Source organism: Streptomyces sp. NPDC002276, assembly GCF_053891435.1.
The window spans coordinates 1-16,861 of sequence record NZ_JBSFCQ010000012.1 but is presented as its reverse complement, the minus strand read 5'-3'; the positions used below and the strand labels follow the sequence as shown (position 1 = coordinate 16,861).

The 16,861-nt window shown below is 66.5% G+C and carries 10 protein-coding genes and 2 pseudogenes; 7 read left to right on the top strand and 5 right to left on the bottom strand.

What is annotated here, in order from left to right:
- The first annotated feature begins 34 nt into the window (after positions 1 to 34).
- Together ACWIHT_RS28035 and ACWIHT_RS28030 are read left to right on the top strand one after the other, a co-directional pair.
- On the top strand, positions 35 to 3,268 hold the full coding sequence (locus ACWIHT_RS28035) for a CHAT domain-containing protein (protein ID WP_456171063.1): 3,234 nt from the start codon (positions 35 to 37) through the stop codon (positions 3,266 to 3,268).
- Positions 3,269 to 3,533: 265 nt separating this feature from the next.
- Positions 3,534 to 3,623: pseudogene (locus ACWIHT_RS28030) on the top strand (IS5/IS1182 family transposase); the annotation flags it as partial.
- Positions 3,624 to 3,668: 45 nt separating this feature from the next.
- On the opposite strand, the pseudogene ACWIHT_RS28025 reads toward ACWIHT_RS28030, so the two are convergent.
- From ACWIHT_RS28025 to ACWIHT_RS28005, 5 genes and pseudogenes are all read right to left on the bottom strand, one after another.
- A pseudogene (locus ACWIHT_RS28025) lies at positions 3,669 to 4,790 on the bottom strand (RiPP maturation radical SAM C-methyltransferase); the annotation flags it as partial.
- 236 nt (positions 4,791 to 5,026) lie between these two features.
- Positions 5,027 to 5,308: a PqqD family protein gene (locus ACWIHT_RS28020; RefSeq protein ID WP_456171062.1), complete on the bottom strand. Its 282-nt coding sequence runs from the start codon at positions 5,306 to 5,308 to the stop codon at positions 5,027 to 5,029.
- On the bottom strand, positions 5,298 to 6,254 hold the full coding sequence (locus ACWIHT_RS28015) for a hypothetical protein (RefSeq protein WP_456171061.1): 957 nt from the start codon (positions 6,252 to 6,254) through the stop codon (positions 5,298 to 5,300). The genes ACWIHT_RS28020 and ACWIHT_RS28015 overlap by 11 nt, the downstream gene beginning before the upstream one ends.
- 401 nt (positions 6,255 to 6,655) lie before the next feature.
- On the bottom strand, positions 6,656 to 6,817 hold the full coding sequence (locus ACWIHT_RS28010; RefSeq protein WP_456171060.1) for a hypothetical protein: 162 nt from the start codon (positions 6,815 to 6,817) through the stop codon (positions 6,656 to 6,658).
- A 454-nt stretch (positions 6,818 to 7,271) separates the two neighbouring features.
- Positions 7,272 to 9,377 (bottom strand): glycoside hydrolase family 36 protein, encoded by a 2,106-nt coding sequence (locus ACWIHT_RS28005; protein ID WP_456171059.1) that lies wholly within the window; start codon positions 9,375 to 9,377, stop codon positions 7,272 to 7,274.
- A 169-nt stretch (positions 9,378 to 9,546) separates the two neighbouring features.
- On the opposite strand from ACWIHT_RS28005, the gene ACWIHT_RS28000 reads away from it, so the two are divergent.
- The 5 genes from ACWIHT_RS28000 to ACWIHT_RS27980 all read left to right on the top strand — a co-directional run bounded on the left by ACWIHT_RS28000 (position 9,547) and on the right by ACWIHT_RS27980 (position 16,603).
- Positions 9,547 to 10,617: a LacI family DNA-binding transcriptional regulator gene (locus tag ACWIHT_RS28000; RefSeq protein WP_456171058.1), complete on the top strand. Its 1,071-nt coding sequence runs from the start codon at positions 9,547 to 9,549 to the stop codon at positions 10,615 to 10,617.
- Between the two features lie 125 nt (positions 10,618 to 10,742).
- Positions 10,743 to 12,056 (top strand): ABC transporter substrate-binding protein, encoded by a 1,314-nt coding sequence (locus tag ACWIHT_RS27995; protein ID WP_456171056.1) that lies wholly within the window; start codon positions 10,743 to 10,745, stop codon positions 12,054 to 12,056.
- 76 nt (positions 12,057 to 12,132) lie between these two features.
- On the top strand, positions 12,133 to 13,098 hold the full coding sequence (locus tag ACWIHT_RS27990; RefSeq protein ID WP_456171054.1) for a carbohydrate ABC transporter permease: 966 nt from the start codon (positions 12,133 to 12,135) through the stop codon (positions 13,096 to 13,098).
- Positions 13,095 to 13,949: a carbohydrate ABC transporter permease gene (locus ACWIHT_RS27985; RefSeq protein WP_456171052.1), complete on the top strand. Its 855-nt coding sequence runs from the start codon at positions 13,095 to 13,097 to the stop codon at positions 13,947 to 13,949. Before ACWIHT_RS27990 ends, ACWIHT_RS27985 begins: the two co-directional genes overlap by 4 nt.
- 89 nt (positions 13,950 to 14,038) lie before the next feature.
- Positions 14,039 to 16,603 (top strand): CBM35 domain-containing protein, encoded by a 2,565-nt coding sequence (locus ACWIHT_RS27980; RefSeq protein WP_456171050.1) that lies wholly within the window; start codon positions 14,039 to 14,041, stop codon positions 16,601 to 16,603.
- Positions 16,604 to 16,861: the final 258 nt, after the last annotated feature.

The window sequence follows — 16,861 nt, the reverse complement described above, 5'->3', positions numbered from 1 at the left end:
AGCCGCTTTCGGGTGCGGCAGGTCGGTCTTCATCGTGTGGGAGGTCAAGACGATTGTAGATAAACAGAGTTGGGACAAGCCCCGAAATACTAGACTTCTCATCAGCGGGATCGTGCCGGGGGAACGGGTAGTGCGTATGGGTCTGCTGCGAAGGGCACGGCGCAAGCACCTGATCGCGGCGATCGTCGCACGTCTCGAACAGCTGGCACTCGACGACAACTCCGCGCCCGTGCAGGCCGACACGGCCGAGTCCGAGGCGTTGCAGCTGATCAACCTGGTGGGCCTTCCCACGCGGGATTTCGAGGTGCTCCAGGTCGCAGGCCTGCTGTTCCTGGCGCGCTACTACCATCTTCCGGATGCACTGGGGCAGGACAACCTGGCCGCTGCGCTGCCACTCCTGCACGCGGTGTACCTGGAGTACCCGGATCAGATACCTCCTGGACTGCGCGACTACTTCGACGAGGAGTCGGCCCGGCCCGAGGACGAGCAGCGCATGTTCGAATTCGTGGATGACCTGAGTGTGTCGGAAGGCGTTGAACTGTACGAAGAGTTCGAACGAACCGGCGATCCGGACCTGCTGAGGGACACCGTGGACGCGTTCCGCCGCTCTCTGGACGTCGCGCCGCCGGGACATCCAGCCAGAGCCAGTCGGCTGTACCTGCTCAACGCGGCTCTCAGGACACTTTGGTCCTTCGTGGGAGGCATCGACGTCGCGAGGGAAGCAGTCCAAACAGGCTGGGAAGCGGTCGAGGTCAGCTCGCCCGACCATCCGAAGCGGGCCCTGCGTCTGGCCGGTCTCGCGCATTCCTTGGAGATCGAGTTCGACCTGACCGGGGACGCCAACACCCTACGGGAAGCAGTGGACTTGGGCCGCGAGGCCGTCCAAGCAAGTTCGCCCAGCGATCCTTTGAGCTCCCACTATCTGTTCAGCCTCGGGATGGCCTCGCAGACTCTGGGGGTACTGACCGGCAGCGGTGCACTGCTCAGGGAGGCCGTCCGGCTCAGCCGGCAGGCGGTCGAGGCGACACCGTCAGGGCATGAAGCGTTCAGCCTGCACATGGGCGGTCTGGGGACGGCTCTGCGGTCCCTGTACGAAGTGACCGGGGACGCGGGGACACTCACCGAGGCTGTGGAGTTCGGTCGGCAGGCAGTCGAGGCGATACCGCCCAACGACGCCCAGGGCCGGTCGGCGTTCCTGTCCAACCTCGGAGCCGCGCTGCATGCTCTCGCGGTACGAACGGGCGACGAGGACATCCTCACGGACGCCGTGCGGGTCGGCAGGGAGGCCGCCGAAGCCGCCCTACCCGGCAGCTCCGATCACGCCAGCAGCCTGTCCAATCTTGCCGCAGTGCTCCAGGTCCAGTTCCGGCTGTTCGGTGCCGACGACGGCGACGCTCTCGGGGAGGCGGTACGCATCGGCCGGGAAGCCGTTGACGCCTGCCCGTCCGGGCACACCAACCGCGCCTTCTACCTGTGCAACCACGGCATCACGCTACAGGCGCAGTTCGAGTTGACCGGAGACAGCGATGTGCTGCGGTCGGCCGGGGAGGCGTATCGAGAGGCAGCAGAGTCGCCGGCGGCTCCCGTCGCAGCACAGATCATCGCCAGGGCTGGGCAGGGCAGGGTCGCCATGGCGGCGGGCGATGCGCCAGCAGCATTGACGGCCTTCGAGGAAGCGGTCGCTCTGCTGCCACGGCTCGTACCGCGTGAGCTGGCTCGGGCCGACAGGGAGCACGGAATAGGGCGCACGGCCGGGCTGGCGAGCGACGCCGCCGCCGCGGCCGTCCAGGCAGGACGCCCCGAACGCGCCGTCGAACTGCTCGACCAGGCAAGGACACTGCTGTTGGCCGAGGCGATGGACGCACACGGCGACTTGAGCGAACTCACCTCCACAGCACCGGACCTCGCGGCCGAGTTCGTCCAGTTGCGTGCGGCAATGGACACGACGGACCGGATCGGATCGGGTCGCGCCTCATCCGATGTACCCACTGTGTCGTATTCCACCGGTGCTGACGGAGCGAGCGGTGACGCCGAAGAATCCGGCACCTGGCATGCGGTGGACCGGCGGCAGAAGCTGGCCCGGGACTGGGACGACCTCCTGGCTCGGATCCGCCGACTGCCCGCTCTCCACGGATTCCTCCTGGCACCGCCCATCGAGGAGATCCGGCGGACGCTGCCGGACGGTCCGGTTGTCATGGTGAACGTCAGCGGATTCCGCGCCGACGCATTGATCCTCACGGCTGATCCCGAGACTCCTGTACGCGTGGTCCAGCTGCCTGGGCTGACGGCCGACTCCGTGCGCGATCAGACCAACCGTCTCCTCGCTGTCGACGCCACCACCAGTACCTCCCCTCGTGATCTTCTGCGCGCGCAGCAGACGGTTCTGGAGATCTTGAGATGGCTGTGGGAGGAGGCTGCCGCGCCGGTCCTGGAGGCCCTCGGATTCATCGGCCCGTCCGAAGCGGGCGAGGCCTTACCCCGCGTGTGGTGGTGTCCCGTCGGGATGATGACATTCCTTCCACTCCACGCGGCCGGTCACCATGACGGCACGGGGCGGGCGGTGCTGGACCACGTGGTCTCTTCTTACACGCCCACGATCCGCGCCCTGCGCTACAGCCTCACCGGACGCGCCACTGTCGGCGCGGACGAGAAGCGCAGCACCCCCGGAACGGCGCTGATCGTCGCCATGCCCGAGACGCCTGAGGCGCCCGCGTTGCCGGGCGCGCAGGCCGAAGTACAGAGCCTTGCCGGGCTGCTGCCCGCCTCGCAGTTCCTGATCGGCCCACAGGCCACCCGGGACACCGTGCTCGCAGCCCTACCCCAGCATGACATCGTCCACCTGGCCTGCCACGGGCTCAGTGACTGGGACACACCGGCAGCCAGCAGGCTGCTCCTGCACGACCACACAACCCAGCCACTCACGGTGGCCTCCCTGTCGGAACTCCGACTCCCTCATGCCCGCCTCGCCGTCCTGTCCGCCTGCAGCACGACCGCGAGCAATGAGGCTCTCGCCGACGAGGCGGTCCACATCACCTCCGCCTTCCAACTCGCCGGATTCCACCACGTCGTCGGCACAATGTGGCCAATCAGCGATGCCATCTCCGCTCGCGTTGCCCACGGTCTCTACGTCGAACTCCTGGACAGCGACAACGCCTCCCTCCGGCCGGAGCGGACCGCCGAGGCTCTCCACCAGGTCACACGTCGACTGCGGGATGAATACCCCAGAACTCCCACGTTCTGGGCCGCGTACATCCACGCCGGGATATGAACGCCGGCGCGGGGACCGTGTCAGTAGCGCGTGTGGGCTTTCCTCTACCGGACGCCGCGATGGCGATGATCTCCCGTTGTTCAGCGTAGGTTCCGAGCGCGGGCCAAACTCGCCTGCTGCCTCAGCTTTTTCGCTGCTCTTTTCGAGTTTCCGGAAATCATCGAGTTCAATCCTCTGAGCAGCATCCTGGCCGCCCACTATGTGGTTCAACAACGGCTGGCACAAAGAGGTGGATCGGTCCTGGCTGCCGTGACCGGCGCGGGAGTTGAGGGTTCGGTCTGGTGTGTGGACGTCGCCGTGGATCGTGTCGGATGAATTGTGGGACCGCCTGGAGCCGCTTCTGTATGCCCGTGATCCCCTTGCGCATCAGCTTCAGTACTCTGGTGTCCAGGGATTCGATCCCCGGTTGCACGATCCCCGGTTGCACGTGCACGACGCCGCCTTCGCTGAGCGCCTTGATCTTTTCCCGAGTCAGGTTCGACTTCACTTCGTAGAAGAACTGGTAGTTGAATCCCTCTTGTTGGAGTTCGGGAAGGAGGTCGGTGAAGTACTTCATGTCGAGTATGTTGTCGACGGCTTCGAAGCGCACACTCCCGTAGGACCTGGCGAGCACAGCAAGTTCCTGCCGTACGCGGGCCGATGATTTGGAACGGAAGCCCATGGTCGATCCGTTGAGACCGCAGAAGGTGCAGTGGTGCTTCTGTCCCCACCAGCAGCCGCGAGAACTCTCGAAAGGCAGGGCCACGAGTCTGCGCGATTCCTCGGAGATCACCCCTAGACTCAAGGACCGATCGAAGTATTCTTCGAAGTCGGGGACCGGGAGACGGTCCATGTGGTCGAGCGGCGGCCTGCCTGGAACGCCCCCTTCCGGAGATTCCGAAGCGATCCTGCTTTTCGCTACGACTCCGGCCACGTCAGCCGAGTCTCTGCCGGAGGACAATCTCCTGAGGAATTCAGGAAAAGAGTCGTCGGCTTCCCCGTCGAAGTAGTAGTCAATGAAGTCCGTCTTCGCCATCAGTTCTTTTCCCATTTCACCCTCGAAGTTGGCTCTGCCAAATACGACGAGAGTCGAGGGGAAGTGGTGCTTGATGCGTCGCGCCAACGCGAATGAGGCCGCATTCTGCTGGAACGTGGACGTGAAACCGACGATGCGGAACTTCCCCCAGTCCACTGCCTCCAACAATGAATCGATGAACCTGGGGACACTTTCGTTTCTGATCCTGATCAACTGCTCACGGGTCAACTTCAGATCATCCAACAACGCATCGGTATCGTCCGCAAAGCGGTCCAGCATTTCAGCAAGATGATCCGGCGCCTCGTCACCGAATGCTGCTACAGAAAAGAGCGAGTCCCCGAACATTCGGCCCCGGTGGTGCGCCATCTGTTCATAGACACGACTTCCCATGATCTGGGAGAATTCGAGGTTGAAGTAAAAGCTCTCCGCCCGAAACCCTGCGTCGGCGGCAAGGGCCTTGAGGAGCCCAATTTGAAGGGATGGCTGGTAGATGGAGACGAAAGGCATATTGACCAGGGCAATCTGGCAAGCTTCCCGTTGCCCAGGAGTCGGTTCTTCAATACGAGACGGTGCCGCATCCAAGGTGACGGGTATCTTGGTTATCGCACGAAACCTGCCGTATCTATTTCACGTACCCTAAATGGATAAGGAGGAATCGAATTCGCAAGGTGCAGAAATACGCGGTTGGGACGAAGTGGTCGAGGAGACGGATGCTCCCACAAGCACCCGTCACGCCCTCGGACTCATGCTTCCTCGATCCATCCGTACGACATCAGTTCTTCCAGCAGCTGTGCCACCGGCCCGGCCGCCTCTGACGACGTGCACTCGGCTGCTTCGGCGAGGACGGCCTGTAGGTCCTCTCGGGTGCGGGGCCGGCGCAGGGCCTCCAGGACGATTCGGGCGGACGCGTTGACATGCGCGGCGGAAAAAGTGCGGTCGTCGACGACGTGGGCACCACCGTCGGGCTCGGCTTCGAGGTGTAGCGAGTCGACGAGGCGATGGCGGGTGCTGGTGTCAGCGGACAAGGCAGGCCTCCGTCGAGATGAAGTCGAAGTGCATGCCGGTGAGGCCGTTGCCGACGCCGAGGTGGATGCCGGCCGCGCCCTCGTTGAGAAGGCAGTTGAGGCTCCAGTCGACGCGCGCCGGGTCCAGGAGGCCGGTGCCGATGGCGAGTTCGGTGACCGCGCCGCCGTACTCGCGGCCGCTGGTCGCGTGGATGCCGTCGGCCCAGGGGCCGAAACCGTCGACGATGTGGTTGTCCTCGATGGTGACGTCCAGCGGGCATGCCTTGCGCATGTCGTCGGCTATTTCCTTCGCCGCGGCGAAATGCTCAGCTCTCTCGCCTTGCAGTTCGCGATGTTTGGCAACCAGGACGGAGTCCATGCGCAGGGTCCCCGACACGACGAGTTCGGAATCGACCTGTCCGGCCAGATCTGTGGGTGACATCGCCACTTCGAAGTAGTTTCCGATGGTGGAGTGCTCGTCGGAAAAGAGTTCCGCGCGGGTGCGGCTGGAGAGCTGGAGAACCTCCGGAAGCCGGATGGTGAGATCGGTTCCCGGTCCGGACATGCGGACCTCTTCTCGGGCGAGAAGCAATTGGGATATCACTCGCCGGTTAGCCGCAACCGCGCCGATGAGGTCGATCTCGGAAAATCTCTCAACCGCATATTTGGCCACGCCGAGTTCACCGGAGAACGATGCGAGGGAAATCCACAGCACGCTGCTTCGGGCAAAGATGTCCCGCAGTTCGAGACGAGTCGGCAGACGCCCGTAGTCCAGGGGAACGGCGACGGCGCACGCGGGCGGCATGACACGCCCGGAGAGAACCCCGTCGAAGGTGGTGGCCGCCACCCCGAGCTCCCTCAGCCACGCGGCGAGTTCGGGTTCGTCGGTCAGCAGCGTGCCCTCTCGGCCTCCGAAGACGGCCTTGAAGTTGGCCTGGATACCATCCCTCAACGCACTGTCAGACATCGGTGGCCTCCAGAGCGCGCACCGGCACGACAGGCACCGCCGACTCCGCTTGTCGGGCAGACGCGTCCTGCGGACCAGGCAGCAGAGCCGCCAGGCAGGGACATGACGGAATGTCGCCCAGATGATTCTTGAGGATCGTCCCCGCTCTACGCTGGACGTCCGTTCCGCCGGCGGAGCCCGGACCCGGACGTTCGACACCCCGCCGGTCAGGCAGGTGCAGAGCACGCCCGTACATGTCCCCGTCACTCGCAACGCCCTCGGCCACCCAAATCCGCCTTGGCATATTTTCGATCCCCACTGTCGGTCCGCGCACCCGTGAGTTCAAAGACACCGGAGTTCAAAGACACCGGCGGGCTGGCGCCGGGGAAACCGGCACCAGCCATTGCCACGAAATCCGGCGATCAGATGCCGTTGTAGATGATGGCCGTGATCGGCTTCGGGGTCTGGCTTTCCAGCCCCATTCCGGTCACACCCTGCTCGTCGTCCAGGGCGCCGAGCAAAGTGATCCTGGGAGCCTCCAACTTTCCGATGAAGAGCTGCTCGGCGACGATGATCTGAGTCATTTCGCTACCTCCGCGCAATTCGATGTGGTGCGGCTGGATATTTCAGCGAGCCACGGAGAGATCCTACCGACGCAAGAAACCCAGACAAGCAGGCAATCATTTCTTGAGGCAATCTTTCAGTCGGTTTTGCCCGCTTCTAACCGCTCTCTCACCAACAATAAATTGAAATCGAGGATTAGTTACCTCGAACTCGGATTGTCGTAGCTGCTGGCAGAGCTTGATCGCCGCGATACACCGGTCGGTGGTGAATGGGGACTATCACCGCCACCACGGTGCTGGTCACGACCAATCCCCTGGTCGGCCGCAGGCGACGACTGCCGGCGAGCCGAGGACCAGGCCGAGTCGGAGGAGACCGCTTGCACCATCACGCCCACCGAGGCCGCCCGTCCGACCAAGAATTCCTACCTGACAGGCCGACACCCGCGTGTGTGGGTACCGGCTCTCATACTGCTGATCAGGATTCCGTCTGGCTCAACCGGATGAGAACGGCGGTGTCTGCGCGAGGAAGGGACACCGTCACCCTTCCGTTGGCCGCGTCCCATTCCGCGCCCGCGTCGCCGGTAGCCGGATACAACACCGTGGGATGGACATGGGCGCCGCGCAGGTGGGGGACGGTCAGCATGCGGTCGGCGGTGGCACCCGCTCCAGCCTCCCGCCTCCAGACCATGACATACGTGGACTCCACGCCCCGCAGCCCGTGCGCGATCCACTCGTCCTCCCAGCCAGGAAGGCCCAGCGGCCAGAACGGATGCGCGGCGGCGATCTCCGGCCTGATGTCCTTGTAGACGGCGACCGCGGAGCGGACGAGACCGAACTGCTCGTCACTCATGCGGTCGAGGAAACCAGAGAGGTGGATACGGCTCAGCAACGGACCGGTGAGGGTGAAGGCGACCTCGTCCAGGCTCTGTTCGGGCTGGGGGTAGGCCCATACGGCGGCCTGCTCAGGTGCTGCGGCGGTGCCGGCCGAGGCGGCGATGGGCGGGTAGCGCAGCGGGTCCTGCTGGTCGCTGGTGGACTGGATCTGGGCCACGGCGAGTTGGGCGTAGTCCATGCGCAGACCGCCCGATCCGCAGTTCTCCAGGACCAGTTGAGGATGACGGTCGAGGAGTCCAGCCATCCAGTCGAGGTGGGCACGATGATGCCCGAGCAGTCCCGCGCCCGCGCTCTCGGTCCCGTTCTCCGTGCCGGGCCCGATGTTGATGTTGTAGTCGAGCTTCAGATAGCCGACACCCCACTCACCGACCAGCCGGTCCACGACCTCGTCCAGGTGGGCACGGGCGGCCGGGTGCCGCAGGTCCAGATGGTGCCGACCGTGTTCGGTGACGCGCAGACCGCCGCGCCGGAAGAACGCCTCCGGCGGCAGAGTGTGCGCCAACGGGCTGCGTACACCCACGACTTCGGGCTCCAGCCACAACCCGGGGGTCATGCCGTGCTTGGTGATGGCGTCCAGGACTACCTGTATGCCGCCCGGGAAACGGTTGGTGGCAGGCTCCCACGCGCCGACGGAGTCCCACCAGCCCTGGGCATCGTCGTCGTACCAACCCGCGTCGATCACGAACACCTCGGCACCAGCACTCGCCGCCGCCTCGATGAGCGGCAGGAGCCGTTCGGTGGTGGGGTCGCCCATCAGGGTGTTCATGTAGTCGTTGTAGATCACCGGGAGTTGGCGATGGTCGGGGTGGTCGCGACGGATGCCCCGGCGGTAGTCGGTCAGGGTCGCGAAGGCGGCGTCCAGGCCACCGCTCTCCGCGCGGACGAGAACCGCGGGGACAGTGTGGAACTCCTCACCGGGAGCCAAGATGTGCTGCCACTGATGGTGAGCGTCGTCCGGCCCGAACAGGGCGACGTAGGCGGCGCCTTCGCGCTCTCCGGTCTCGAAGCGCCAGCCCGCGCTGGACTCGATCTGCCACAGCCACGCCCCGCCGTTCCGGTCGGTGAGCGCACCCATCGGGAGGTGCCGTCCGGTGGACCAACTCCCTTGCGAATAGCGCTCGAAGCAGCCGCGACCCTCGTGCCCGTGCGCGGACCGGCTCAACGGCACGACCTGGTCACGGAGTTCGGCCTGCCGCCAACGGCACTCGGCCAGCCAGTCGTTGTCCGCCCAGTGCACGGACAGCCCGCAGAGACCGGCGTCCGCGTCCAGAATTCCACCGAGCGTCAGGGTCGTCACGCTCTCCAACCGCAGTTGCCCGGCGCCCTCGTTGACGAGCCGTACGCCCGCACGCAGGAAGCCGACGCCCGCCTCCAGGGTGACCTCGGCGGCGAGTCCGGTCATGGGGTCCGCCAGCCGGATCGTCGTACGCTCCGTGCTTCCGTCCCGTACGGTCTCGTGGTCGCGGTAGGTCATCCGGTCGCCGATGGCCGTCTCGATGAAGCGCTCCCCCGACCACAGACGCCCGTGCCCGGTCGCGGTCACCTCGACGAGCGGCACCAGACGGGCCCAGTCCTGACCGGGCGCTCCCAGCCGGACCGCTCCGGCGGCATCGACGACGGCATGCAGCCCGAGCGCCGGATGCGACCAGACACGGGACCTCTCGACTGTTTCTACGACACTGGTCAACGCATTTTCCCCTTCTGGGACGGTTCGGTCCTGCAGGTCTCGTACAGGCGTCGAGCTGGGATTTCTCGCCTGGCGGGGAGTTCGTTTCCGCTCCGGCCGCTGCCTCCGGAAGGTAAATCCCCCGTTACGGTCTCTTGACGCCTACGTTGTGACCGCTCACAATCCTGGCATGGATGTGACCGGTCACACAAGCTCAGGCGGCCACGGAGACCCCTCGCCGGGGCCACAGAAAGCCGCCAGTATCCGCGATGTCGCGGCTGCGGCAGGCGTCTCCTACCAGACCGTTTCGCGGGTCATCAACGGCCACCCGAACGTCAAGGAGACGACCCGCAAGCGGGTCGACGCCGCCATCGAGACGTTGGGATTCAGGCGCAACGCCACCGCGTTCGCCCTGGCCAGCGGGGTGACCCGATCGGTCACGGTCATCACGTCGAACACCGTCCTCTACGGCTACGCAGCCACCCTGCAAGGCCTGGAGGAGGCGTCCCGCGCCGCCGGATACGCCCTCGGCGTACGGGTCGTGACCCCCGAGGACGACCTGGACCGCACGATCGCCGCGGCGGCCGACACCGGTGGCGGCGTAGTGGTCATCGGCTTCGACCGCCTCGGTGCCGCTGCTCTGGATCGCGTACCGGCGCACGTACCGTGCGCGGCGCTGGTCGAAGCGCCGCCGCCGGGCCGGACACCCAGCCGTCCGGCGGTGTGGGCCGACGACCGCGAGGCGGCCCGTGCCGCCACCGAACACCTGCTGGCGCTCGGGCACGGGACCGTCCACTACGTGGCGCTCCCCGCCTCTACCGGATCCCGGCGCCTGGCGAGTCCCCGTGCCGAGGGCTGGCGCGGAGCCCTGGAAGCGGCCGGCGTCACCCCGCCCCCGCCGTCCGGCAAGGGCTGGGACGCCCAGGCCGGCTACGAGGCCGGAAAGAAGCTCGCCCGGAACCCGGACGTCACCGCGATCCTGTGCGGCAACGACGACCTGGCGCTGGGTGTGCTGCGGGCCCTGCATCACGCGGGCCGGCGGGTCCCGGAGGACGTCAGCGTCATCGGCTTCGACGACGCTCCGCACTCCGGTTTCGTCACCCCGTCCCTCACCACCGTCCGCATGGACTTCCACGGGCTGGGCCGCGCCGCGTTCGGGCTGCTGCGCGCCCAACTCGACGCCGACCGGCAGGAACCCGCTCCGGTGCCGGCCGAACCCACCCTCATCCTCCGGGAGAGCTCGGGGCCACGGAACGCATGATCCGGAACGCATGATCCGGAACGCACGTCCGACCTCGCCGTATCCGTCAGCCGTCTTCCCCGCAGTCATCGCACATCTCCGCAGTACCGCCCCGCCTCCTTTCTGCGAACGATCAAGGATCCGCCATGAGAAGAGCCGTCTCCGCCCTTGCCACCGCCTGTGTCCTCGGGCTGACCGCCACCGCGTGCAGTGACAGCACCGGTGCCACCACAGCCGCAGCGCCCGAGGGCTCGGTCAACCCGACCGCCTCCCTCAAGGGCGTCAACCTCACCATGTGGGTGGCCCAGAACAGCGTCTCGGAGCCCAAGCAGGCCATCGAGGCGTTCGAGAAGGCCACCGGCGCCAAGATCACCACCGAGGTGATACCCGACCCGTACGAGTCGAACGTCCCGACCAAGCTCGCCTCGGGCGTCAAGCCGGACCTCATGTTCTGGCAGCCCACCGGCAGCACCCTGCCGTTCGTGCAGCCGGCCAAGAACCTGCTGACGCTCGACAACGAGGACTGGGTCTCCAAGCTCGGCACGACGGAGAAGACCCTCGGCCAGGTCGACGGTCACCGCTACGCGGCCATCGTCACCAGCCCCGCGGTCCTCGGCGTCTACTACAACAAGGACGTCTTCGCGAAGGCCGGCATCACCACCATGCCCGCCAGTTACGACGAGCTGCTCGCCGACGCCGCGAAGATCAAGTCGAAGGTCTCAGGCGTGGCGCCGTTCTTCGAGGTCGGCGGCGACAAGTGGCCGCTGCAATGGCAGGTGCAGGCCCAGATGACGGATCTGCCGCAGTCCTTCTGGGACAACCTCAACAAGAACAAGGACAGTTGGACCAACAAGACCATCGTCGACGCGATCACCAAGTACAAGACGAAGGTCCTCGACGGCGGCCTGGCCCAGAAGAACTACAAGACGGCGACCTTCGTCGACCAGGGCAAGGCGATCATGGACGGCACCGCCGCGATGGCCGTCAACGTCACCGCTCTCCAGTCCGAGATCCAGGCCACCGCCAGCACGGCGGACATCGACAAGAAGCTCGGCTGGTTCCCCATCGCCAACAGCGCGGCGAAGGCCGAGTACTCCCCGGACCAGACGAACGGCGTCGTCGCCTTCAACACCGGTGACAGCAAGCGGCAGAACGCCGCCCGGCAGTTCATGTCCTTCTGGCTCGGCCCCAACTACCCGGCCTACATCAAGGCCAACAAGCTCGTGTCGGTGGAGCCCTCGGTGCCCAACCCCGACGGCCTGCCGCAGACCGCGATCGCCCAGGCCAAGGCCCTGTCCAGTGCCTCCGGCGTCTTCCAGGTCAAGGCGCTCACCGCGCCCGACATGCACCTCGCGCTCGCCGACATGATCTACGGCAAGAAGACCCCGCTCCAGGTCGCCCAGGCTGCCGAGGACCAGTTCAAGCAGGTCCTCAAGGCACGCGGCGTCGCCGGCTTCTGACCGGCGCCACCGAGCCAGCCCTTCCCCCGGGCCGCCCGTCGGCGGCGGGCCCGGGACCGTACCCGGAGGTAAGAAAGTGGTGGACACCGCCACGATGGACGCCATCGACGCCACGCGCGCGAAGGACCGAGCCCAGGACGACGGCCAGGACCGGACGTCCCGTCGCACCCGCCTGCGCAGCAAGGCCAACCAGCCGTGGTGGTTCGCCCTGCCCGCGCTCGCCGTGTTCGGCGTGTTCTTCCTGCTGCCGAACCTGCTGAACTTCGTCTACCCGTTCACCGACTGGTCGGCGTTCCACTCGCAGATCGGTTTCGTGGGACTCTCGAACTTCAGCACCATCCTGCACGACGGGTCGATGGCCCGTGACATCCGCATCACCCTGGAGTACGCGGTCCTCGTGGCCGTCTTCCAGAACGGCTTCGGTCTCGCCCTGGCCCTGCTGCTGGAGCGCGACACCCGCTTCAACCGCTTCTTCCGCGCGGTCTTCTTCCTCCCGGTACTGATCTCCGCGCTCGCCGTCGGCTACATCTTCCGCGCCCTGCTCGCCCAGGACGGCGCGCTCAACAGCGTGCTGTCATCGCTCGCGGGACACCACGTCGACACCCCCTGGCTCGGCTCGACCACCTGGACGCTGGTCGTGGTGACCCTCATCCACGGCTGGAAGTGGATGGGCCTGGCCATGCTGATCTACCTGGCGGGCCTGAAGAGCATGCCGGGTGACGTACTGGAGGCGGCCCGGATCGACGGGGCCGGCTGGTGGCGCACCTTCTGGTCGGTCAGGTTCCCGCTGCTCGCGCCGGCGGTCACCTTCAACGTGACGACCGCGCTGATCGGCTCCATGAACACCTTCGACATCGTGCAGGCGACCACCGGAGGCGGTCCCGGCAGCGAGACCGAGGTCTTCAACATCTACATGTTCCGCATCTTCGGCCAGGGCCTGTACGCGCAGGCATCAGCGATGAGCCTCGTTCTCTTCCTCATCGTCGTCGTCCTCGCCGTGCCCGTCATCGTCGGCCTGCGCCGCAGGGAGAACAACCAGTGACCACCGTTACCGCGTTCATCCCCGCGCACCGGCGCCCGCTGCGCTGGGTCCAGCCGCTCGTCGTCCTGATCATCGCGGGCGTCACCATCGGCATCCCGCTGTGGCTGGTGGCGGTCACCTCCTTCAAGCCGCAGGCCGAGGCGATCAAGCCCAACCTCTCCCTGCCCCACCACGTCCAGGCCGCCGCCAACTACAAGCAGAGCTTCGACGAGGGCAAGATCGTCCAGGGCTTCGTCAACAGCCTCCTGGTCGTCGCCCCGTCCGTCGTCCTCGTCCTGCTCCTGGGGGCGGGCGCCGCCTGGGTGTTCGCCCGCCGCAAGGGCCGCCTGGTCACCACCCTGTACGCGCTGAGCATCAGCGGACTGCTGCTCCCGCCCGCGGTCATCACCATCGTCATGGAACTGCGCCAACTCGGCCTGGCCGGCACCCGACCCGGCATGATCGGCGTCTACGCCGGGATGTACCTGTCCACCTCGATCTTCTTCATGACCGGGTTCATCCGCGCCCTCCCCGAGGAGCTGGAGGAGGCCGCCCGCATGGACGGCGCGGGACCGGTGCGGGTCTTTTTCCGCATCATCCTGCCGCTGCTGCGCCCGGTCATCGCCACCGCCACGATCATGGTGATGCTCTACGCCTGGAGCGACATCTTCTACGCCTTCTTCGTCCTCGGCGGCGGCGACAAGGCCACCCTGCCGCTCAACCTCTACCAGGTCGCCAACGCCCAGCTGTACCTCAACAACTGGCACCTGATCTTCGCCTACGTCGTGATGATGAGCCTCCCCATGGTCCTCGTCTTCGTCGTCGCGCAGCGCCGCATCGTCTCCGGCATCACGAGCGGCGCCGTCAAGTAGCCCCCGGGCCGGGCCTGTTGAGCCGCCCCGGTCACCCCCGAAGTACCCCCGACAGCCTCCCGCAGAGCCGCGGGAGGAGGAGGACAGCCATGCCTCGAACACCCCGCAGACCCCGTTCCGTCCGCGCTCTCATGGGCACGGTCGTGGTGACCGCCGCCCTCGTGGGCACGGCGCTGACCGTGCCCGCCGCGCAGGCGGCCACCCCGACGCTGACCGTCGACCTCGGCACGACCACCGGCGCGGTCATGCACGGAGCCAACGGCGCCCTGTACGGACTCAGCGACGACGGAGTCCCCGGCGACAACATCGTCACGCCCCTGCACATGACGTCCATCGCGCAGAAGGCACCGGACGGCACGCAGCACCCGAACGGTGACGCGCTGGTCGTCCAGCCGGAGTTCGCCCGCGGGGGCGGCGGCGACAACCTCATCTACATGCAGGACATCTACGCCAACTGGCCTTATGAGAACCTCGGGTTGACCGACTACCTCGCCAAGGTCGACACGATGGTCACCAAGGTCGCGGCACGTTCCGACGCGAGCACGTTCGTGTGGGTGCCGTTCAACGAGCCGGACGGCAACTGGTACACGGGGCTTGGCAGTTCGACCACCGCCACGTACCAGAGCGCGCTCGCGAGCTTCGAGAGCGACTGGACGACGGTCTACAACAAGATCCGCTCGATCATCCCGAACGCGCGCATCGCCGGCCCCAACGAGACGCACTACGACGCTCGTCTGATGGGCGACTTCTACCCGTGGGCCAAGGCCAACAACGTCCTTCCGGACATGACCACTTGGCACGAGCTGGACCCCACCTCCCTGTCCAACTTCGAGGGCAACCTCGCCGCCTACCGCACCATCGAGACCAACGCGGGCATCAGCCCCCGCCCGGTCAACATCAACGAGTACGGTGACCGCCGCGACCTCTCGGTGCCGGGCCAGATGGTCCAGTGGATGTCCATGTTCGAGCGCAACAAGGTCTACGCCGACCAGGCTTACTGGGACATCGCGGGGAACCTGGACGGCAACGTCAGCCAGACCAACATCCCCAACGGCGACTGGTGGCTGCTGCGTTGGTACGCGGGCCTGACCGGCCAGACCGCCAAGGTGACCCCGCCGCAGGCCAACGTCATCGACACGCTCCAGGGCATCGCGTCCCTCGACACGGGCCGCAAGCAGGCCCAGGTCCTCCTCGGCGGCGGCACCTCCGGCTCGGCGAACACGGTCGTGCAGCACATACCGTCGTCGTTCGGATCCACCGTCAACGTCTCGGTGGAGCGCACCGCCTGGAGCGGCTACGAGGGCGCCGGCCCCGCGCCGACGGTCCTGGCCCGCAGCACCTACACGGTCGCCTCGGACGGCAGCATCACCGTGCCGCTGACCAACCTCGACCCGATGTCGGCCTACCGGATCATCGTCAACCCGGCAGGCACCGGCACGCCCACCGCCGCGAGCACCCCGTGGTCGGCGTCGTACGAGGCCGAGAACGCGACCATCACCAGCGGCACCGTCTACACCCAGGGCAGCGTCACCAACGCCTACGGATACGCCACTTCGGGCACCAAGGACGTCGGCAGCCTCAACCAGACCGGCAGCAAGGTCGCCTTCAGCGTCACCGTCCCGACCACGGGCACGTACAACCTCAACGTCTTCTACGGCAACCAGTCCGGCGGCCCCGCGACCCAGACCCTCACGGTCGACGGCGGCTCGTCCCAGACGATCAACTACTCACCGACGCTGAACTGGACCTACCGCTCCACGGCCGGCGCCGCGGTGCCCCTGACCGCCGGGACGCACACGATCACCCTGGCCAAGGGGACCAACGAGGTCACGCTCGACAAGATCGACCTCACCGCGGCCTCCACCGCCGACACCTCGTACCCGGCCACGTACGCCGACATCACCGGCTCGCCGACCTACACCTACACGGCCTCCGGTACGACGGGAGCGGGCGCCCTGGCGCTGACCTCGGGCAACTCGGCCGCCTTCGACGTCTACGCGCCGACCGACGGCTACTACACCGTCCACACCGACTACTCCTCGAACGGGTCCGGCACTCTCACCCTGGACGGCGCCACCGCCGTCACCCTGGCCTCCACGAGCGGCACGCTCACCGACAAGAGCTCGCGGCTGTACCTGTCGGCGGGCAACAACCGCATCACGGCAGCGACTTCGGGCTCGACCACGCTGACCCTGCGCGACCTGCGGGTGTCCGCGAGCGCCGACACCACGGGCGTCTCCGCGTACGAGGCCGAGAGCGCCACCCTCGCCGGAACCGCCGTCGCGACCTCGGACACCTGGGCCTCCGGCGGCAAGTACGTCGGCTACATCGGCAACGGCTCGGCCAACACCCTCACCTTCCAGGTGAGCGCCGCCAACGCCGGGCGCTACGTCGTGAACGTCCGCTACGCCAACAACCAGGTCTCCGGCTCCGGCAACTACAACACCAACGTCGTCTCCAGGGCGGCGCAGATCTCCGTCAACGGCGGCACCGCGCAGACCGTCATGTTCCGCAACAACTACAGCTGGTCCACCTACTGGGACTTGCCCGTCCCGATCACCCTGACGGCTGGTACGAATACCGTCACGTTTGCCAACGCGAGCGCCTACGCGCCCAACATCGACCGCATCACCGTCGCGCCCGTCTCCGGCTGACATCAACTTCCTCCGGGGCCCGGCAAGTTGAGCCGGGCCCCGCAGGAAGTCCCCATTTTTGAGATTTTTCCCTACACTCCATCCAACACATCGAACACTGGTCGAAATCTCGAACAAAGGAGGGTGCGGCGGTGACCACCGAGCACCTCGATCACACCCATCCCGACACCTACGTCGTCGGGGTCGATTACGGCACGCTGTCGGGGCGGGCGGTGGTGGTCCGGGTCGCCGACGGCGCGGAACTGGCCGTCGCCGAGC